The sequence below is a fragment of the Anisomitus miae (SeqCode) genome (assembly GCF_054906395.1).
On record NZ_JBRACL010000006.1, the window covers coordinates 246,219 to 266,522 of the forward strand.

At 29.9% G+C, this 20,304-nt stretch carries 16 protein-coding genes; 12 read left to right on the forward strand and 4 right to left on the reverse strand.

All coding sequences use genetic code 11. The annotated features are described in order from the left end of the window. Positions 1 to 23 precede the first annotated feature (23 nt). The 12 genes from AALI31_RS03855 (at position 24) to AALI31_RS03910 (ending at position 13,634) form a co-directional block, all read left to right on the forward strand. On the forward strand, positions 24 to 2,177 hold the full coding sequence (locus AALI31_RS03855; RefSeq protein WP_489885209.1) for a polyribonucleotide nucleotidyltransferase: 2,154 nt from the start codon (positions 24 to 26) through the stop codon (positions 2,175 to 2,177). A 104-nt stretch (positions 2,178 to 2,281) separates the two neighbouring features. Continuing rightward, positions 2,282 to 2,563: a YlmC/YmxH family sporulation protein gene (locus tag AALI31_RS03860; protein WP_489885210.1), complete on the forward strand. Its 282-nt coding sequence runs from the start codon at positions 2,282 to 2,284 to the stop codon at positions 2,561 to 2,563. Positions 2,564 to 2,596: 33 nt separating this feature from the next. Further along, entirely contained in the window at positions 2,597 to 3,796 is a 1,200-nt protein-coding gene (locus AALI31_RS03865) for an aspartate kinase (protein WP_489885211.1), read from the forward strand. Between the two features lie 115 nt (positions 3,797 to 3,911). After that, positions 3,912 to 4,682, forward strand: a complete 771-nt coding sequence (locus AALI31_RS03870; RefSeq protein ID WP_489885212.1) for a ClpP family protease — start codon at positions 3,912 to 3,914, stop codon at positions 4,680 to 4,682. Between the two features lie 109 nt (positions 4,683 to 4,791). After that, positions 4,792 to 7,074, forward strand: coding sequence for a DNA translocase FtsK (locus AALI31_RS03875; RefSeq protein ID WP_489885213.1), 2,283 nt, complete (start codon positions 4,792 to 4,794; stop codon positions 7,072 to 7,074). A gap of 20 nt (positions 7,075 to 7,094) precedes the next feature. Further along, the gene (rimO, locus tag AALI31_RS03880; RefSeq protein ID WP_489885214.1) at positions 7,095 to 8,411 is read left to right on the forward strand and encodes a 30S ribosomal protein S12 methylthiotransferase RimO; all 1,317 of its coding nucleotides are present in this window, start codon (positions 7,095 to 7,097) and stop codon (positions 8,409 to 8,411) included. Next, entirely contained in the window at positions 8,411 to 8,992 is a 582-nt protein-coding gene (pgsA, locus tag AALI31_RS03885) for a CDP-diacylglycerol--glycerol-3-phosphate 3-phosphatidyltransferase (protein WP_489885215.1), read from the forward strand. The genes rimO and pgsA overlap by 1 nt, the downstream gene beginning before the upstream one ends. Continuing rightward, positions 8,992 to 10,044: a recombinase RecA gene (recA, locus tag AALI31_RS03890; RefSeq protein ID WP_489885216.1), complete on the forward strand. Its 1,053-nt coding sequence runs from the start codon at positions 8,992 to 8,994 to the stop codon at positions 10,042 to 10,044. The genes pgsA and recA overlap by 1 nt, the downstream gene beginning before the upstream one ends. Positions 10,045 to 10,236: 192 nt before the next feature. Next, the gene (gene rny, locus AALI31_RS03895) at positions 10,237 to 11,808 is read left to right on the forward strand and encodes a ribonuclease Y (RefSeq protein WP_489885217.1); all 1,572 of its coding nucleotides are present in this window, start codon (positions 10,237 to 10,239) and stop codon (positions 11,806 to 11,808) included. A gap of 129 nt (positions 11,809 to 11,937) precedes the next feature. Further along, positions 11,938 to 12,198 (forward strand): stage V sporulation protein S, encoded by a 261-nt coding sequence (locus tag AALI31_RS03900; protein ID WP_066761816.1) that lies wholly within the window; start codon positions 11,938 to 11,940, stop codon positions 12,196 to 12,198. A gap of 75 nt (positions 12,199 to 12,273) precedes the next feature. After that, on the forward strand, positions 12,274 to 12,534 hold the full coding sequence (locus tag AALI31_RS03905) for an HPr family phosphocarrier protein (RefSeq protein WP_489885218.1): 261 nt from the start codon (positions 12,274 to 12,276) through the stop codon (positions 12,532 to 12,534). Between the two features lie 146 nt (positions 12,535 to 12,680). Further along, positions 12,681 to 13,634 (forward strand): tyrosine recombinase XerC, encoded by a 954-nt coding sequence (locus AALI31_RS03910; RefSeq protein WP_489885219.1) that lies wholly within the window; start codon positions 12,681 to 12,683, stop codon positions 13,632 to 13,634. Here AALI31_RS03910 and AALI31_RS03915 read toward each other — a convergent pair. From AALI31_RS03915 to mutS, 4 genes are read right to left on the reverse strand one after another with little or no spacing between them, the layout of a single operon-like run. Next, a complete protein-coding gene (locus tag AALI31_RS03915) occupies positions 13,631 to 14,899 on the reverse strand; it encodes a methionine gamma-lyase family protein (protein WP_489885220.1) in 1,269 nt (422 codons plus the stop codon). The two genes, AALI31_RS03910 and AALI31_RS03915, sit on opposite strands and share 4 nt — an antisense overlap. A gap of 12 nt (positions 14,900 to 14,911) precedes the next feature. After that, positions 14,912 to 15,838, reverse strand: a complete 927-nt coding sequence (miaA, locus tag AALI31_RS03920; RefSeq protein WP_489885221.1) for a tRNA (adenosine(37)-N6)-dimethylallyltransferase MiaA — start codon at positions 15,836 to 15,838, stop codon at positions 14,912 to 14,914. A gap of 5 nt (positions 15,839 to 15,843) precedes the next feature. Further along, positions 15,844 to 17,670, reverse strand: coding sequence for a DNA mismatch repair endonuclease MutL (gene mutL, locus AALI31_RS03925; protein ID WP_489885222.1), 1,827 nt, complete (start codon positions 17,668 to 17,670; stop codon positions 15,844 to 15,846). Positions 17,671 to 17,673: 3 nt separating this feature from the next. Continuing rightward, positions 17,674 to 20,277: a DNA mismatch repair protein MutS gene (gene mutS / locus AALI31_RS03930; RefSeq protein ID WP_489885368.1), complete on the reverse strand. Its 2,604-nt coding sequence runs from the start codon at positions 20,275 to 20,277 to the stop codon at positions 17,674 to 17,676. Positions 20,278 to 20,304 lie beyond the last annotated feature (27 nt).

Sequence of the window (20,304 nt, forward strand, 5' to 3'; positions counted from 1 at the left end):
TTTTGTTTCCGCTCTTAAATTATATGAATTTGATTTTTGAATGGAGGATATTTTTAGTGCTAAATGTTTTAGAAGAAACATTTGAAGGTAGAAAATTAGCTCTTAGATGTGGAGATTTAGGTATGTTATCTGATACATCTATTTTAATGAGTTATGGGGATACTTGTGTTCTTGTTAACGTAAATGCATCTGATAAGCCAAGAGAAGGGATAGACTTTTTCCCATTAAGTATTGAATACGAGGAACGGTTATATTCTGTTGGTAAAATACCTGGAGGATTTATAAAAAGAGAAGGGAAACCATCTACTCAGGCAATATTAAATGGAAGAGCCATAGATAGACCGTTGAGACCATTATTTCCAAAAGGGTACAGAAATGATGTACAGGTGGTGTGCACGGTAATGTCAGTTGAAAACGATAATCTCCCCGAGATTTTATCTATTAATGCAGCTTCGTTAGCCTTGTGCATGTCAAGTGTATGTTATAGAGAGCCAGTTGGGGCTGTTATGGTAGGACTAATAGATGGTAAATTTGTTGCGAATCCTACATCCAAGCAAAGAGAAGAAACAAAGTTGAATTTGACGGTATGTGGAACGAGTGAAAAAGTAATAATGATTGAAGCAGGCGGAGATGAAATACCTGAAGATGTGATGTATGAGGCCATAAGATTCGGGTTTGATAAGTGTCAACAGATTATAAAATTTCAACTTGATGCAATCAAAAAATTTGGAAAGGAAAAATCCGAACCAGAGTTATATAAAGTTCCTGATAATGTTTTCCAGGAAGTGTATGCATTCTCTTATGAAAAAATAAAGAATATCATGTACACAACTGACAAAATTGAAAGAGCTGAAATAATGGATGATTTAAAGAATGTAATAAATGAACATTTTTTAGAAATCTTTCCTGATAATATGTTAGATGTCAATAACGTTATTTATAATATACAAAAGGATATCGTAAGAAACATGATAATAGATGAGAAAAGAAGACCAGACGGTAGAAAATTTAACGAGATTAGACCTATATCATGTGATGTTTCTGTATTACCTAGAACTCATGGAACTGGATTGTTTACTCGTGGTTTAACGCAAGTTTTAACTATTGCAACTTTGGGACCTCTTGCAGATGTTCAAATTATAGATGGAATAGGAGAGGAAGAATACAAAAGATATATGCATCATTATAATTTTCCTTCCTATAGTGTCGGTGAGGTTAAACCTTTACGTGGACCAGGAAGAAGAGAAATTGGACATGGTGCACTTGCAGAAAAAGCTCTTGAACCTTTAATACCTTCAAAAGAAGAATTTCCTTATGCGATACGTCTAGTTTCTGAAGTTTTAAGTTCTAATGGTTCTACATCTCAAGCTTCTGTTTGTGGAAGTACACTTGCTTTATTGGATGCAGGGGTTCCAATAAAGCGTCCGGCAGCAGGAATTGCAATTGGTTTATTTACAACTGATGATTTAAGTAAAGAAGAACTTTTGACAGATATTCAAGGTGTGGAAGATTTTTTTGGAGATATGGATTTTAAAGTTGCAGGTACTGAAAATGGTATAACTGCTATTCAAGTTGATACTAAGATAAATGGCCTATCGTGGAATTGTATTAGGAAAAGCTTAGATTTAGCTAAGAAAGCCAGAATTGAGATTTTAAAAAAAATAAGTGATTGTATTCCTAAATATAGAGATGAATTATCTGAATATGCACCAAAAATTAAAATTATAAAAATTGATCCTGATAAGATTAGAGACGTTATTGGAATTGGTGGTAAAGTAATTAATAAGATAATTGCTGATGCAGAATTAAGGAAACAGGCTATTCATATAGAAGATGATGGTAGAATTTTTATTTCTGACTATGATATTAAGAAAGTAGATTACGCTGTTAATCAAATAGAAATTATAACAAAGGAAATTAAGGTTGGCGAAATATATCTTGGTAAAGTTGTGAAAATAACAAATTTTGGTGCATTTGTTGATATTTTTAATGGTAAAGAAGGATTGGTTCATTTGTCTAAATTGTCCAACAAAAAAATTGATAAAGTTGAGAGTGAGGTTTCTGTAGGAGATGAAATATTGGTTAAAGTAATTGACATTGATTCTCATGGAAGAATTAATTTGTCTAGAAAAGACATATTAGATAAAAATGAATCGACTGATGCTATCAGAGAATGAATTTTATTTAGTGAGAGCAAGAGATTATAAATCCTTGCTATTTTTATTTTTTGTGTTGTAATAAAAATTCTTAAAAGTAATATTTTATATTATGGGAGGGGCGTATGAAAGAAAAAAATAAATTTTATAGTGACATTCAAAAGTACGAGATAATAAATTTAAATGATGGAGAAAAATATGGTTATTTGTTCAATCATGATCTTGTAATTGACGAAAGAGGAAATTTCAAATATTTAATAATTAATAATAGAAAGGAAAAATCTATTTTTTTTAAAACTTCTAAAAAATCTTTTCAAATACCATGGAACTTTATAAAAAAAATTGGTACAAGAACAATTATAATTGATGCTGAAGATATAGATAACAATATACTTAATATTTTATAAATATTAAAATTATTTTTTCGGGGTTTAGATAGTATGGAACTAGTATTGCAAAAATTTGGCGGGACATCTGTACAAACTAAAAATTCAAGATTAAATTGTATCAACAAGATAAAAGATTCAATTAATAATGGGAATAAACTCATAATAGTTATATCAGCTATTGGGAGAAAAAGTGATCCGTATTCAACAGATACTTTATTATCTCTAGTATCAGAAGATTTTAAGAAAAACAATCCAGAGTATATAGACAAACTTATTAGTTGTGGAGAAATAATTAGTGCCATAATTTTTTCATCTGAACTCAAGTCTAACGATGTAGAGGCAATACCTTTGGTTGGACAAGACATTGGCATATTAACTGATAGTAATTTTGGGAATGCACAAATTTTGAATATAGATGTATCCAATATTCAAGAATTAATTTCTGAAAATATTGTACCTGTAGTAGCCGGATTTCAAGGTGTAACACAGAATGGTAAAATTACCACATTAGGTAGAGGAGGGAGTGATATATCAGCTGTAAAGTTAGCAACAGCATTGAAATGTAACAGAATAGAATTTTTTAAAGATGTAAATGGGCTTATGACTGTAGATCCTAAGATAGTTTCCACAGCAAGATCAGTTGAAAATGTAAGTTATGAAGAGTTGTTGGAGTTGACAACTTATGGTAATAATATAATTCATCCTGAGGCTGTAAGAAGTATTATGAATGAAAATATTCCAGTTGTTATAAAGAATACCTTCAATAATTTTAAAGGTACTATGGTCAACAAGGATATAACAAGTGATAAATACTTGTTCAAAGGAATGACTTATTTGTTAAATTGCATTCAAATAAAGATATTTAGGAACAAAAATTTAAGTAACAATAATTACTTTAAAGTTTTTCAAAAAATATCTAGCGAAGATATAAATATTGATTTCATGAATATTTTTATAGATCATAAGGTGTTTACAATTTACAAAGATGATTTTGAGAAAATCGATAAAATATTAAGAAATTATGAGATAAATTATGAAATTATAAGTAATTGTTCTAAAATCAGCATTGTAAAAGCTAATCTCAAAAAAATATCTATAATTATTGCCAAATTAATAGAGTTACTATACAAAGAAGATGTGGAAGTATTACAAACAAATCATTCAAATATGAGTATTTGGATTTTGGTTAAAGATGAAGATTTAAATAAGAGTTTAAATATAATTCATGATAATTTTTTTAATATTTCGTAGATTAGTAAGTTTTAATTTTAAACTTGCTAATTTTTATTTTTTTGAATAAATAATTAGTTTATTTACAAAATAAATACTGGATGCTTTATCTTGGACATTGAAAGGAGTTGAATTTATGTTTTACGATATGCCAAGCATTTATAAAGATGCTTTTCAATTTTTAGCTTCTACAGGACAATTAGTAGAAGGTAAATCAGAGAATAATCAACCAACAGAGACTGCGAAAAATATAAAAGATTTTGGAATGATAGAAGTGATAAATTCAAGTGATCCTGCTAGTCATATACAAACAATAAATATAATAGGTCAAATTGAGGGACATGGAATATCTTCTCCACAAACTAAAAGTACAAAATATGAGCATGTAATTCCTGAACTTATAGCAATGGAACAAAATCCTAATGTAAAAGGAGTTCTTATAACTTTGAATACCCTTGGAGGAGATGTTGAAGCTGGACTTGCTATTGCTGAAATGATAAATAGTTTAAGTATGCCAACTGTTTCCCTTGTCTTAGGAGGGAGTCATTCTATTGGTGTTCCTCTGGCAACAGCTTCTAATTATGCTTTTATTACTCCTTCAGCGACTATGATATTACATCCTATAAGAATGAATGGACTTATAATTGGTGTTCCTCAAACATTTGATTATTTTAAAAAGATGCAAGAAAGGATTACTGATTTTATAGTTAGGACAAGTAGTGTTAAAAAAGATGTTCTTGAGGGATTGCTTCAAGAAACAGGGGATTTGTTAAATGATATGGGAACCATATTGATTGGGCAAGAGGCTGTTGAATATGGTTTGATCGAAGAGGTAGGCGGAATTAATGATGCTCTCCGAAAATTAAATTCTATGATAGAGGAAAAGGGAAAAAGTAATAATAGGTAGAATAATTAAGCTTAGGGATATAATTTTTGTTGAAACAAAAATTTTTTTGTGACAAAATATCCGTGTGTAGATTTGCATTTATGTTATTTCTAAAGAGGGTTTTAAGATTATGAAAAATGTTAGTAACAACAAATACAAAGAGATCATAGGAATCATTTTGATTTTAATATCGTTTTTATTATTGATAGGTTTTTATTCAAACACAGATGCATTTTTATTAGCATTTATAAGAAATCTCATCAAAGATGGAATTGGTGTTGGAGGATATATTCTTCCATTCATTATAGGATTTATAGGTATCTTAATCATATCCCAAAAAAATTTAAAAAGATTAAATAAAAAATTCTATAGTTTGATTTGCTTTCTCGTAACTATTTATTTTATAGTAAGTTTGGTAACCTTAGACACATATAATCAAAAAAATTATCTTTCTTCCATACAGCTAATCATAAATACAAGTTCTTTTTTTCACGGTGGAATTTTAGGTCTTAGTATAATGCGTATCTTAGAATCTGTTATAGGATTTTTAGGAAGTTTAATACTTTTGATAGCTGTAAACTTAATTAGTTTAATTATAATTTTAGATAAATCGATATATGATATTGCTAAAGTATTTAAAAAAAAAGTAAGTAATATTGGTCGTAGAAATAAAGTTTTTAAACATGTTGATGCTAGTTCTGATATAATTTTGGGTAAGGGCAGCAGTGTTAAGATAGATAATGATAAGAAGAAAAAAAGCAATAAGTCTATAGCTAAGTTTTTAGCCAAGTCTTTATCTATTGAAGAGCCTAAAATTGATAATAATTATAAGGAAAAAATCGTTTTAGATAATGTTGATAATAAAAAACAGGAATCTGAATTTTTAAATTTTGGGAACTTTAGTTTTGAGCAAATAAATTTAGATGATGATATTGAAAATAAAAATGTTAAGAATAATATTCAAAGTGCTAATGGCAGAGTGTATGAGAATACTGAGATAAATATCGACTATTTGGAAAATACGGATAACGAATTATCAATTGAAGAGGGTAGTGAATTGCAAGTCAAAAAAGAGTTACTACAGAAAACTCTTGACAATTTCAGGGTCAAGGCAGTTATAAAAAATGTTGAAAAAGGTCCTGCTGTTACAAGATATGAAGTTGAGCCTGATAAAGGTGTAAAGGTGAGTAAGATTTTAAATCTTTCTGATGATATAGCATTGGCATTGGCTACAAGTGGAATAAGAATTGAAGCTCCCATTCCTGGTAAGTCACTGATAGGTATTGAGGTTCCGAATGATTTTGTTTCTACAATAAGGCTAAAGGAAATAATTCAATCTGAAGAATTTAATTCATCTAAGTTGAAAATAAGTATTGGTCTTGGCAAGGATATAAGTGGTAAGAGTATTGTAGCAGATTTGGCAACAATGCCCCACTTATTGATTGCGGGTGCTACTGGTTCTGGAAAGTCAGTTTGTATAAATACAATACTTGTTAGTATTCTATATAAATATTTACCTGATGAAGTTAAGATTATTTTAATCGATCCAAAGGTTGTTGAACTTAATATTTATAATGGAATACCACATTTGTTAATTCCTGTTGTGACCGATCCTAAAAAGGCATCTAATGCTCTCAATTGGGCCATCACAGAAATGACAAAACGATATAACAAATTTGCTGAAAAGGGAGTTAGAAATATAGATAGCTACAATGAGCTATTTTATAAAAATGAAATCGATAAAAAGATTCCGTACATAGTTATTGTTATTGATGAGTTGGCAGATTTGATGATGGTATGTCACAATGAAGTCGAAGAATCTATTGCTAGGCTCGCACAAATGGCAAGAGCTGCAGGCATGCATTTAATAATTGCAACTCAAAGACCTTCTGTTGACGTTATAACTGGGGTGATTAAGGCAAATATTCCTTCGAGAATTTCATTTTCCGTTTCAAGTTCAATTGATTCGAGAACCATATTAGATCAATCTGGTGCAGAAAAGCTATTGGGTAGAGGTGATATGTTATTTTATCCAATGGGATATTTGAAACCTCAAAGAGTTCAAGGTGCCTTTATATCCGAATTTGAAGTTGAAAAATTTGTTAAGGAAATTAAGAATAATTATAAGTCTATAATAAACTACAATGAAGAGATTATGGAACATATAAACAATATTGATTATAAAAAAGACAGCTCTGATTCGTATGATGATGATGTATTAATACAAGAGGCTATGAAGATAATTTTTGAACATAACAATGCTAGTACTTCCTTAGTGCAACGCAAATTAAGGATAGGTTATAACAGAGCTGCGAGCATAATGGAAGAGCTTGAGAAACGAGGCATTATTGGCATGAAAAATTCAACAAATAAGAGGGAAATTTTGATTGATAAGGAAGATTATTTTAATTAATAAAGGTGAGGAAGCTAATAGTGAAAAAACTGAAATTAGGTGTTATTAGTTTAGGGTGTGATAAAAATACCATTGATACGGAGATGTTTTTGGGTAGTCTTGTAAACAAATTTGAGTTTACTAATGTTGAAGAGGATTCAGATGTGTTGATAGTAAATACATGTTCGTTTATTGAATCTGCAAAGCAAGAATCAATAGATACGATACTAGAGGTTGCTAAGCACAAGAATAAAAAATTGAAAGTTTTGGTGGCTACTGGTTGTTTGACAAAACGTTATGGAAAAGAGTTATTCGAATCTATTCCCGAGATAGATATAATTTTAGGTGTTATGAACTATGATAAGCTCTATGAACACATAATGAGTTTTTTACAAAATAAAAATCGCATACTTGATAATGAAAATAAGGAAGGTATTATTTTTGAATCTGGAAGAGTGATAACAACTCCTAGGCATTATGCTTATTTGAAAATTTCAGAAGGTTGCAATAATAAATGTACGTTTTGTATAATACCCAAAATAAGAGGTGGGCATGTTAGTAGAACTATTGAGAGCTTAGTGGCAGAGGTGAAAACTATTGTGCAGCAAGGCGTAAAGGAACTTATACTTATAGCTCAAGATGTGACCAAATATGGTCTTGATATTTATGGTAAGAAAAGACTCGTTGATCTCATTAGAGAATTATCCAAAATTGATGAGATTAAATGGATACGACTTCATTATGCTTATCCAGAAGACATAAGTGATGAATTAATAGAAGAGATAAAGAGTAACGATAAGTTGTGTAAATATATTGATATTCCTATTCAACATGTAAGTGATAAAGTTTTGATTGCCATGGCTCGTCATACTAGGAAACATAAAATTTATGATCTTATATCTAGACTTAGAGAGATTCCTGATTTGGTTATAAGAACTTCTTTGATAGTAGGTTTTCCTGGTGAAACTGATGAAGACTTTAAGATGTTGGAAGATTTTATAATCAAAGGAAACATAGATAATGTTGGTGTTTTTACATATTCGCAGGAAGAAGGCACTCCTGCAGCAGGTTTTAAAGATCAAATATATGAGAAGACGAAGATACAAAGACGGAATAGGATTATGGAAATTCAGAAAAGCGTATCTCGTGAGTTGCTTGAAAGAAAGAATGGACAAATATTTGAAGCAATAGTGGATTCTAAACATGAAGAACTTTATATTGGAAGATTAAATTTTCAAAGTCCTGGAATTGATGGTATAATTTATATAAAATCTAGAAACAATCTAAAAGTAGGTGAATTTGTTAATGTAAAAATTACATCTTGTATAGATTACGATTTTATAGGAGAGGTTATTTAATGAATTTGCCTAATAAATTAACTTTATTTAGAATTATTCTTGTTCCAATATTTATTATTTTTATGAATTTTGATACACAAATTGGTATATTAGGAGCTTTGACCGTTTTTATAATAGCTTCCATAACAGATCAATTAGATGGATACATTGCAAGAAAATATAATTTAATAACAGATTTTGGTAAATTTATGGATCCATTGGCAGATAAGTTGCTTGTTTCTTCGGCATTTATTTCCTTTGTTGAATTTGGTGTTGTTAGATCTGTACCTGTTATAATAATAATTTTTAGAGAGTTTATAATTACTGGTATAAGATTAGTATTATCATCTCAAAGTGGCAAAGTTGTAGCTGCGAATATTTATGGTAAGCTCAAAACCATATTTCAAATTTTATCTGTGATATTTATTTTAGTTGAATTATATTTGACCAGATTTGGAGTTTTGGTATCGAGGGGCTATTTATTAGTAGATATTATTCACTTTATTTCCTATATAATGTTTTATGTTTGTGTAGTTCTTACTGTCTTATCTGGTATTGATTATATTATCAAAAATTTAAAGAGTTTAAAGGAGACTTTGTAATGTCCATAGATCTAGATAAAATGAAGGCCATAGAAATGGCGATGAGTCAAATAGAAAAGCAGTATGGTAAGGGTTCTGTTATGAAGTTAGGTGAGCAAAGTACTTTGAATATAGAAAGTGTATCAACTGGATGTTTAGATTTAGATATAGCGCTAGGAATTGGTGGATTACCTAAAGGTAGAATTGTTGAGATTTATGGTCCTGAATCGTCGGGGAAAACTACAGTAGCATTACATGTGATAGCAGAAGCACAAAAAAAAGGAGGTGCAGCAGCATTTATCGATGCTGAACATGCTCTGGATCCCACATATGCTAAAAATTTAGGAGTGGATACAGAAAATTTAATAATTTCTCAACCTGATAATGGAGAGCAAGCTCTTGAAATTGCAGAGGCTTTAGTTAGATCTGGAGCTATAGATGTAATTGTAGTAGATTCAGTAGCTGCATTAGTTCCGAGAGCTGAGATAGAAGGAGAGATGGGAGATTCTCATGTTGGTTTGCAGGCAAGATTAATGTCTCAAGCTCTCAGAAAACTTGCTGGTCATATAAATAAATCTAAATGTGTTGCTGTTTTTATAAATCAGTTGAGAGAAAAAGTTGGTATAATGTTTGGTAATCCAGAAACTACGCCTGGAGGAAGAGCTTTGAAATTTTATGCATCTGTAAGATTGGATGTTAGAAGAATCGATTCCATAAAACAAGGTGATGAAATTATAGGAAATAGAACTCGTGTGAAAATAATGAAAAATAAGGTAGCACCTCCATTTAGATTATCGGAATTTGATATTATATATAACAAGGGTATATCTCGAGAAGGAAGTTTGCTTGATCTTGCTGTAAAAGAAAATATAGTACAAAAGAGTGGTTCTTGGTTTTCATATAACAATGAAAAAATGGGGCAAGGAAGAGAAAATGCAAAACAATATTTATTAGACAATTCCATGATATTAGGCGAAATTGAAAATATAATTTTGGAAAAGTATAATATAGGTAAAAATATGAGTCATCAAAAAGAAATGGCAACCGAAAGAGATTCAATCATGGATAAGTAAAAAATCTGAAATTATCGAAAAATTGTTTATATGTTGTACTTATAATTGACATAAAGTAAAAATTAATATACAATTGTTGTGAACTAGTCATTAAATTACGTTATGATTGGACGATTTTCAGTAAGAATATAGTATGACACCAATACGCTTTTTAGAAGTTTATTTTTAAAGCAAGGAGGTGTTATTAAAGAAGTGGAAGATAATATTTTAGGTATAGTTTTTTCTGTTGTAAATATAGTTTTATTTATTTCTTTATTGATATTATTGACTCTGATAAAGAATCATTTTAGAAAAAAGTGTGTTGACTCTGACATTAAAATGGCTGAATGTGATGAAAAATGTAAAGTTTTAATTGAAAGTGCTCGGAAAGAGGCTGAAGCGTTAAAAAAAGAATTGTTAATAGAAGCTAAGGAAGATGCTCATAAGGTGAGATTAGAATTTGAAAAAGAGTCTAGGGATAGAAGAAATGAGATACAGAGACTTGAAAGAAGACTTCTTCAGAGGGAGGAAGCCTTGGATAAAAGGACGAATGTTCTTGAAAAGAAAGAACAGGAGATAGATTCTCGTTTGTTAGAAATTGATGATGTTGAGAAAAATATTAAGGATATGGATCTCAAGAAAAGATATGAGTTAGAAGTTATTTCTAAAATGACTTCTGATGAGGCGAGGGTTTTTTTATTAAATGAGGTTGAGAAGGAATTAAAGTATGAGTCTGCTGTTTTGATAAAAGAATTTGAAAATAAAGTGAAAGAAGAAAGTGCTAATAAGGCAAAGGAAATTATAACTGGTGCTATACAGAGGTATGCTGCAGATCATGTGTCTGAGTCTACCGTCCATGTGGTTCCGTTACCTAATGATGAAATGAAGGGTAGGATAATAGGTAGAGAAGGTCGTAATATACGTACACTTGAAATGCTTACTGGAGTTGATCTTATCATAGATGATACCCCTGAGGCTGTTGTTCTCTCAAGTTTTGATCCTGTTAGAAGAGAAATTGCTAAGATTGCTCTGGAAAAATTGATTTTAGATGGTAGAATCCATCCTACTAAAATAGAAGAGATGGTTGATAGAGCAAAGAGGAATATCGAGAGTGAGATAAAGGAAACAGGGGAGCAGGCATTGTTTGAAACGGGAGTTAATGGTGTACATACAGAGATAGTTAAGTTATTAGGTAGATTGAAATATAGGACTAGTTATGGTCAAAATGTTTTGAAACATTCAATAGAAGTTGCATATTTAGCAAGTACTATGGCATTTGAGTTAGGGTTAGATACAAACGTTGCGAAGAGAGCTGGTTTGTTGCATGACATAGGTAAGGCATTAGATCATGAGATAGAAGGTACTCATGCCATGATAGGTTATGAGTTTGCTAAGCGTTATAACGAGAGTGATGCTGTGGCTGAAGCGATAGGTGCTCATCATGAAGATATTGCTATGACACGTTTGGAGTCTGTATTGGTTCAGGCAGCTGATGCAATATCTGCTGCGCGACCAGGTGCTAGAAGGGAAACTTTGCATGCGTATATAAAGAGATTAAACCAATTAGAATCTATAGCTAATTCCTACGAAGGCGTAGAAAAGTCTTATGTTATTCAAGCTGGAAGAGAAATAAGGATAATAGTTAAGCCGGATGTTATTGATGATTTGGATGCTGCTCGTATAGCGAGGGATATTGTTAAAAGGGTCGAGAAGGAGTTAGAGTTTTCTGGTCAAATTAAAATAAATGTTATAAGGGAGACGCGAGTTATTGAGTTTGCAAAGTAGGTTTTTGTTTATAGGATATTTTTATTAATTTCTGTTTTGAAATTTAGAATAGTTTTATTTATGTACTTTTAGTAAAAAATAAAAAAAGTTATATGTAATACATTTAGATTAATTATAGGGGGATTAAATATGGAAGTGTTAAAAGTTTCTACAAAGTCGAATCCAAATTCGGTAGCGGGTGCGTTAGCGGCAATTTTGAAAGAGAAATCTTTAGTTGAAATTCAGGCTATTGGAGCTGGTGCTATAAATCAAGCGGTTAAGGCTGTTGCTATAGCTAGAGGATTTGTAGCACCTAGTGGAAAAGATATAGTTTGCATACCGGCATTTACAGATATACAAATTGATGGTGAAGAGAGAACGGCTATTAAATTAATAGTTCAACCTAGATAAAAATTATGTTATTAAGGTTAAAGTTTTTAAAAATCATAATTATAAATAAAAACAAAAAAGGAGATTTGAAAAGTTATGCAGTCAATTAATGTAAAAATTCTTAATGATACAGGTTTACATGCACGACCTGCTACATTGTTAGTAAAGAAAGCGTCTTCTTTTAAATGTGATGTTAGTATTGAGTGTAATGGAAAGAAAGTTAATGCTAAAAGTTTGATAGGTATTTTATCTTTAGGTGCTACAAAGGATTCAGAAATAACTATTATAACTTCTGGTGAAGATGAATTTGAAGCTGTAAAAGATTTAGTTAAGTTAGTAGAAACTCTAGAAGATTAGAGATAATTTCTTATAGATATAAGGGAGGACAATATAAGGAAAGTATGAGTATTTTGTTCTTCCTTTATTTTTAGAACAATATTCTTCGCAAAATATGTATTTTGCGAAGAAATAAATAATCAAAAGTAAAGTGAGAAATCAAGAAAATGGAAAATCAAATACCAATTTTATTAGAGGATTTTTTGAACTATCTATTAGTAGTTAAAGGGAAGTCCATAAATACATTAAAAGAATATAAAATGGATCTTATGATATTTTTCAAATTTATTATAGAGTATAAAAACATAAAAATTAAACCTAATAAAGTGGATTTGGAATTCATAAAAAACATATCATTAAGTGATATATATGCTTATATGAATTTTATTAAAGTTAATCGTTTAAACAATGCAAGTACGAGAAGCAGGAAAACTGCTTCTCTTAAAACTTTTTACAATTACTTGACCAAAGTAAAAATTATTGATCAAAATATCACTTTGCAACTTGAAACTCCTAAAATACCTAAGCGAAATCCAATATATTTAAATTTACAAGAATCTAAACAATTAATAGATAATATAGATTTTAATCAAAAATTTTCTTCAAGAGATTATTGCATGATTACCCTCTTTTTAAATTGTGCCCTAAGATTATCAGAGCTATGTTCTATAAATATAAAAAACATCGATCTAGATAATAATACTTTGAATATTATTGGTAAAGGTGATAAAGAAAGAATAATATATTTAAATAATACAGTAATTGAATCTATAAAAAAATATTTGAAAGATAGATCTTCATATAAAATAAATCAAAAAGATACTGATGCACTATTTATAAGTTCCCATGGAAATAGAATAAGTAATCGAGCTGTTCAGTTAATAATAAAGAAATACAGTAAGATATTTGATAAAAATATTACCCCACATAAGCTGAGGCATACATCAGCAACGTTAATGTTTAAACATGGAAAAATAGATATAAGAACGTTGCAAAAAGTATTAGGACATGAGAATATTTCTACAACTCAGATATATACCCATGTTGATGATGAAAGTATAAAAAATGCATTTAATTCGAATCCATTAAATATTGATATTAAAAAAGACTCAAATAATTAGTAATTTTTATTAATCAGGTTCTTAATTACATTTAGTATAGCCAATTGTCCATGCTCGAAAGTGAGAGAACCTTGAAGATAAGCAACATATGGTGTCCTAATTGGAGCGTCACAAGAAAGCTCAATCGAGGAACCAGATACAAAAGTACCTGCAGCCATTATAATTTTATTTTCATACCCAGGCATATCCCAAGGTTCACATTCTAAGAAGGAATCTATAGGTGAATTTTTTTGAATATCTCTACAAAAGTCCAGGAGTTCTTTTTTTGTATTAAATTTTATAGATTGTATTATATCGCTTCTCTTTTCATAATATCTTGGATATACATCATAGTTTAAATGCTCAAAAATACTAGAAGCAAATATCGCAGTCTTCAAAGATTCAACTACTATATTTGGAGCCATAAAAAGTCCTTGAAATATTTGTCTTAAATCAATTAAACTTGAACCACACTCTGAACCTATACCAGGAACAGTTAATCTATACGCAGCATTTTCGACTAACCGTTTCTTTCCAACTATGTATCCACCAGTTGGAGCAAGACCACCACCAATATTTTTTATAAGTGAACCTGCCATTAAGTCAACACCTAAATGAGTTGGCTCTACTATATCCGTGAATTCCCCATAACAATTATCTACAAAGATATTTACGTTCTTATTGACGCTTTTTATAATTTTTACTATATCTTTTATTTCATCAGATAAGATTGACTTTCTCAAAGAATATCCTCTGGAACGTTGGATGTACACCATTTTTACTTTAGAGTTATTCTTTAAAGTATTCATAATGAACTCTTTGTTAAAGGTGTTATTCTTTAAATCACATTCCAAATAATCCACACCTAAATTTTTCAAGCTTCCTACATGATTACTATTAATTCCAATTACGTTTTCTATGGTATCATAAGGTTTACCCGTAATAGAAAACATAACATCTCTTCTATTCAGATTACCAAGTATTGCACAGCCAATCGCATGTGATCCATTTACAAATTGCAATCGCACTAGAGCACTCTCAACACCAAAAATTTTACAATATAAATTTTCAATACCATCTCTTCCCAAATCTGAATACGCATATCCTGTAGTACTAGCAAAATGTGAACTTGATATCCTACATTCCTTAAAAGCATTTAAAACTCTATTTTGATTATATAGCTTCAAAAAATCTAGTTCCTCAAATATAGTTCTTATATCATCACAACTTCTTTTATAAATATTGCATACACCTTTTCCAAAAGATTTTTCAATAAATTTGTACATTATATTTAAAACTTAACTCCTATCAAAATCATCCATTATATATTTTAAAATTTCGTCTTTGTTCATGTCATCTCTTGAAATAAACTTACTACCAATCTCTCTTTTAAACCAAGTCAATTGCCTTTTTGCATAATTCCTAGAATTCTGTTTTATACGATCTATCATCTCAGTTAGCGTCAAGTGTTTGTCTAAATATTCAAAAACTTCTTTATAGCCAATCCCTTTCATGGATTGCATATCTTTTCTGTATCCTTTCAGTCTTAAATTCATAACTTCATTTATAAGCCCATCTTTTATTATAAGATCTACTCTTTTGTTGATATTATCATATAGTGCACCTCTATTCAAATTTAGGACGTAATATTTAAAATCAAAAATTGAATTCTCAGTACTTTCTTTAAAAGAACTGAATGGCTTTTTAGTCAAATGATAGACTTCTAAAGCTCGGACAACTCTTTTCAAATTATTAAAATGAATACTATTATAACTCTCGTTGTCAATTTCTTTTAATAGACTATGTACATACAAATTCCCTTTTTGCTTTGATAAATTATATAAATATTCCCTATAGTCTTTATCCTCTCCTGAGGTGCAATGTTTTTGATCATACAATAAGGAACGTATATAAAGCCCTGTCCCTCCAACTATTATGGGTAACTTATTCCTTGATACAATATCATCAATAGCTTTCTTTGCTAAATCAACATAAATTGATACGTTAAACTCTTGGTCAGGGTATACAATATCAATCATATGATGTTTTACACCCTGCATATCTTCTTCCTTAATCTTAGCTGATCCAATATCCACATATTTATAAACTTGCATTGAGTCAGCTGATATAATCTCTCCACCCATAGACTTAGCCAAACTGATAGATAAACTCGTTTTTCCCACACCAGTCGGACCTGCTATTACCATAACTCTTTTCTTAAACATGAGATTTAAACCCTTTTAAACATCTTTTCGATATCATTCAAAGAAAACTTTATTATTATAGGTCTTCCATGTGGACACGTAAATGGATTCTCAAGTTTCATAAGTCTAGATAACAAAATTTTAATTTCACTCATATTTAATTTACAGTTAGCCTTAACCGCACTCCTACACGACTTAGTGGCAATCAAGTCATACTTCACTTCGTCTAAAGCTCCATTACCAAAATTCTCTATATTTTGAATTATATCCAAGATCAAAGACTTGACATCACAGTCTTTAAACTCAAAAGGAACTTCTCTAACCACGATTGAAGTATCACCGAACTCTTCTATACTAAAACCACATTTCATAAAATGTTGAACATTACTTTTAAATAAGGTATATTCCAAATCATCAAGTTCTACTATTACTGGAATTATAAACTGTCTAAGTACATTTTGGTTTCTTACCTTATTGATAAATTCCTCAAATAGCACTTTCTCGTGAGCTACATGTTGATCTATAATGTACAAACAATTATACCATTCGCCAATTATATACGTATTACTATATTGACCTATTATCTTAAAATCGGAAGAAACCTCTTCCTCTAATTTCTCAAATTTTGAATTTTCCTCTAAAGTCTCTACATGATCCTTATCAAATTCAGAAACATTAACTAGGTTGTAAGGTATAGTACTCTCTATAATTGGATTCATTAAACTATCTTTACGTTTATTTATGAATTCCTGAATCTCTGCTTTCGAAAAAGGTTTTATAACTGGCTGTATAAAATTTGAGACATTACTATTGTTAGGATATAAAATTTTGCTTAGCTCATTTTTCTTTACTAAAGTAGAATTTGATAAACAATCATTTAACCCATCGATGCAAGTCTTGTATAGAAAACTGTATATTAATTTTTCGTTTTCAAACTTTATCTCCGTTTTCGTTGGATGTATATTAACATCTATCTCCTGAGGATCTACATTTAAGAATAAAACAAAAAACGGAAACCTATTCACTGTTATGTAATTTCTGTAAGCGTTCTCAATAGATAATACCAGACTTCTATTTTTAATAATTCTATTATTCACAAAGAAATATTGACCATTTCTCGAACTCTTACAGAAGTTAATATCTCCAACATATCCAAAAATATTCATTTTTTCACAATTATTTTCTACAAAGAACAAATTCTCCAGGATAGATATTCCAAAAATATTTATTATTGCATCACGCAAGCTTTTTCCGTTTGTCTTAAATACAAGTTTACCATTTGAAATATATTCAAAGCTAATTTCATAATTTGATAAAGCAAGTTGTGTAACAATGCCTCTTACTATTGCAGTTTCTCTATTTTCATTTTTGAGAAATTTAAATCTTGCTGGAGTATTAAAAAACACATCTTGAATCTCAATTTCGGTTCCAATAGAACATGTACATTCACCCTTTTCTATAACTTCTCCACCATGAACACGTAAGCTGGTGCCAAAATCAAATTCCTTACTTCTCGATTTTAAAAAAACTTTTGAAACAGAAGCTATACTCGGCAATGCCTCTCCTCTAAATCCTAGAGACGTTATATTAAATAAATCTTCTTCGCTTTTAATTTTACTTGTAGCATGAGGCAAAAATATTTTTTCAATATCATCCTGATAGATTCCTTCACCATCATCAGTTACTCTTATTAAATCTCTACCTCCACCACTAATTTCAATTGTTATATTTTTAGCATAAGCATCTATGCTATTTTCGACCAGTTCCTTCACGATTGCAGACGGTCTTTCAACAACCTCCCCTGCTGCAATTTTATTATAAATAGCCGCATCTAATATATTAACCCTACTCATAACCTATTTTAATATTAACCTTTTACAACTTTCAATTATATCATTGAGTTTTTCAAGAGCATTGATAGGTGTAATATTCATTACGTCAATATCACTCAACATTTTTAAAAACTCCTGTGTTTCATCAACAGATTTCACAAGATCCTTTCTACAAAAATCCTTATGAGCTATTTCATTTTCATCCGATCCAATACATTGAACTATGTCATTACATTCAACCTGTTTTTCTAGATTTACCAAAATATTTTTTGCAAATTCTATTACATTCTCATTTATTCCTGCGAGCTTGGCAACTTCTATACCGTAAGAATCATCCACTGCTCCTCTTGAAACTTTCCTTGAGAAAATTAAATTACCTTCAATCTTTTTTGCCGATACACTATAATTTTTAACATTTGGGTTTATTTCTTCAATTTGTGTCAACTCATGATAATGAGTAGCAAACAAGGTCTTAGGGCGGATCTTACTTATTGAAGTTAAATATTCTATTATTGCATAAGCTATACTCAGTCCATCATAAGTACTCGTTCCTCTGCCAACTTCATCTAATATTATTAAACTATTTTGGGTGAAGTTATCTAATATGTACGCTACCTCCTTCATTTCAACCATGAATGTACTTCTTCCCAAAAACAAATCGTCAGAAGCCCCTATTCTAGTGAAAATTTTATCGCACACGGAAACTTTTGCATAACTTGCAGGGACGAAACTTCCTATTTGTGTCATTATTACAATTAGTGCAACTTGTTTCATGAAAGTAGATTTTCCAGCCATGTTAGGACCCGTTATTAAATGAAGCTGGTCTTCAAAATTATTTAAATAAACATCATTTGGGATATAATTGATTTTATTCATCAATCTTTCTATAACAGGATGACGAGCATCATTTACTTCGATGGATCCATCATCTGAAATAATAGGTTTTACATATTTATTCTCTATGGCAACTAGTGCGAGAGAAAATAAGGAATCAACAATCGCAATATTCCTAGAAACATTTTTTATTCTTGAAACGCTCTTCTCAATTTTCTCACGAATACTTGTGTATATTTGATATTCTAACTCATTTAATTTATCTTCTGCATTTAAAATTTTCTCTTCCATGTTCTTCAATTCTTCAGTTATATATCTTTCAGAATTGGATAACGTTTGTTTCCTTATATATCTATCCTTAGGTACGAGATCATAATTTGATTTACTGATTTCTATGTAATATCCGAAAATTTTGTTGTACCCTATCTTGAGTGATCTAATTCCTGTTAGAGATTTTTCTTCCTTTTCCATATTGATAAGACATTCTTTAGCATTATTTTTCAGATATTTGAGATTATCCACATCTGAATTATATCCAGACTTTATTATTGAATTATCCTTTATGACTATACCAGCATCGTCACATATAGATTTATCTATAAGGTCATATATATCGTCTAGGACATCGAAGCTATCATAAATATCTTTAAATAACGGAGAGCTAAATTGTATTAGTACTTTTTTGATATCTGGCAAGAGCTTTAAACATTTTTTCAAAGCTAACATTTCTCTTGGATTGATAGATAAACTAGATATTTTCGAAACTATCCTGTCTATATCTGTTATATCAGATAGTAATTCTTTGAGCTTTGAATGGAGGTCAAAATTTTCGATCAACTCTTCAATGGAATTTTGTCTTTTGATAATTTTATTAATCTTAAGCAAAGGTTTCTCTATCCACTGTTTTAATAAACGTGCCCCCATTGAGGTGTTAGTTTTATTCAGAACCCAATACAATGTAGATTTTTTTGAATTATCGTAAGTATTAGTTATGAGTTCAAGATTCTTTTTAGAATTTTTATCTATCAACAAATAGTCATAAACATTATAAAATTCAATTTGTTTAACATTAGATAAACTGATTCTCTGAGTTTCAAATATGTAATTGTAAAAACCATTTATAGAACTTATTTGATATGATTTTATGTTTTTAACTTTTTCAATATCTTTAGGAGTATGTAAGTTTGAAAAAAATTCGAAATCTTTTATTGTGATTAAGAAGTCATTAGATGAATTTAAATTACTAGTTTCAATATTCAAATCTTGATTTACTATAATTTCCTTTGGAGAGAACTTCGTAAGTTCATCTGATAAAAGGGAAATATTATCTACCGCAGTACTATACACTTCACCAGTTGTTATATCCCCAAAAGTTATTCCAAAAGATTCAGAATATAAATCATAAAATACACTAGCTAAAAAAACATTTGACTCAAATTCATTTAGAGTTTCATCAAAATACGTTCCAGGAGTAATAATTTTTACAACATCTCTTTTAACAATTCCTTTAGACAGATTAGCATCTTCAACTTGTTCACAAATAGCAACTTTAAAACCTTTATTAACAAGCTTAGCTATGTAATTTTGTGATGAGACATAAGGTATACCACACATCGGAGCTTTTTCATCAAGCCCACACTCTCTTCCTGTTAAGACCAATTCCAATTCTTTAGATGCAATCTTTGCATCTTCAAAGAACATCTCGTAAAAATCTCCTAATCTAAAAAAGACTATACAGTCTTTATATTTATCTTTAATTTGTAAATATTGACTCATCATTGGAGTTAACATAATTAATTTCTCCTAAGAATTTTAATGTTA

What these genes read in the sequence shown, in the direction of transcription:
- AALI31_RS03855 (WP_489885209.1), top strand. Translation starts at nt 24, where the DNA reads ATGAATTTGATTTTTGAATGGAGGATATTTTTAGTGCTAAATGTTTTA.
- AALI31_RS03860 (WP_489885210.1), top strand. Translation starts at nt 2,282, where the DNA reads ATGAAAGAAAAAAATAAATTTTATAGTGACATTCAAAAGTACGAGATA.
- AALI31_RS03865 (WP_489885211.1), top strand. Translation starts at nt 2,597, where the DNA reads ATGGAACTAGTATTGCAAAAATTTGGCGGGACATCTGTACAAACTAAA.
- AALI31_RS03870 (WP_489885212.1), top strand. Translation starts at nt 3,912, where the DNA reads ATGTTTTACGATATGCCAAGCATTTATAAAGATGCTTTTCAATTTTTA.
- AALI31_RS03875 (WP_489885213.1), top strand. Translation starts at nt 4,792, where the DNA reads ATGAAAAATGTTAGTAACAACAAATACAAAGAGATCATAGGAATCATT.
- pgsA (WP_489885215.1), top strand. Translation starts at nt 8,411, where the DNA reads ATGAATTTGCCTAATAAATTAACTTTATTTAGAATTATTCTTGTTCCA.
- recA (WP_489885216.1), top strand. Translation starts at nt 8,992, where the DNA reads ATGTCCATAGATCTAGATAAAATGAAGGCCATAGAAATGGCGATGAGT.
- AALI31_RS03900 (WP_066761816.1), top strand. Translation starts at nt 11,938, where the DNA reads ATGGAAGTGTTAAAAGTTTCTACAAAGTCGAATCCAAATTCGGTAGCG.
- AALI31_RS03905 (WP_489885218.1), top strand. Translation starts at nt 12,274, where the DNA reads ATGCAGTCAATTAATGTAAAAATTCTTAATGATACAGGTTTACATGCA.
- AALI31_RS03910 (WP_489885219.1), top strand. Translation starts at nt 12,681, where the DNA reads ATGGAAAATCAAATACCAATTTTATTAGAGGATTTTTTGAACTATCTA.
- AALI31_RS03915 (WP_489885220.1), bottom strand. Translation starts at nt 14,899, where the DNA reads ATGTACAAATTTATTGAAAAATCTTTTGGAAAAGGTGTATGCAATATT.
- miaA (WP_489885221.1), bottom strand. Translation starts at nt 15,838, where the DNA reads ATGTTTAAGAAAAGAGTTATGGTAATAGCAGGTCCGACTGGTGTGGGA.
- mutL (WP_489885222.1), bottom strand. Translation starts at nt 17,670, where the DNA reads ATGAGTAGGGTTAATATATTAGATGCGGCTATTTATAATAAAATTGCA.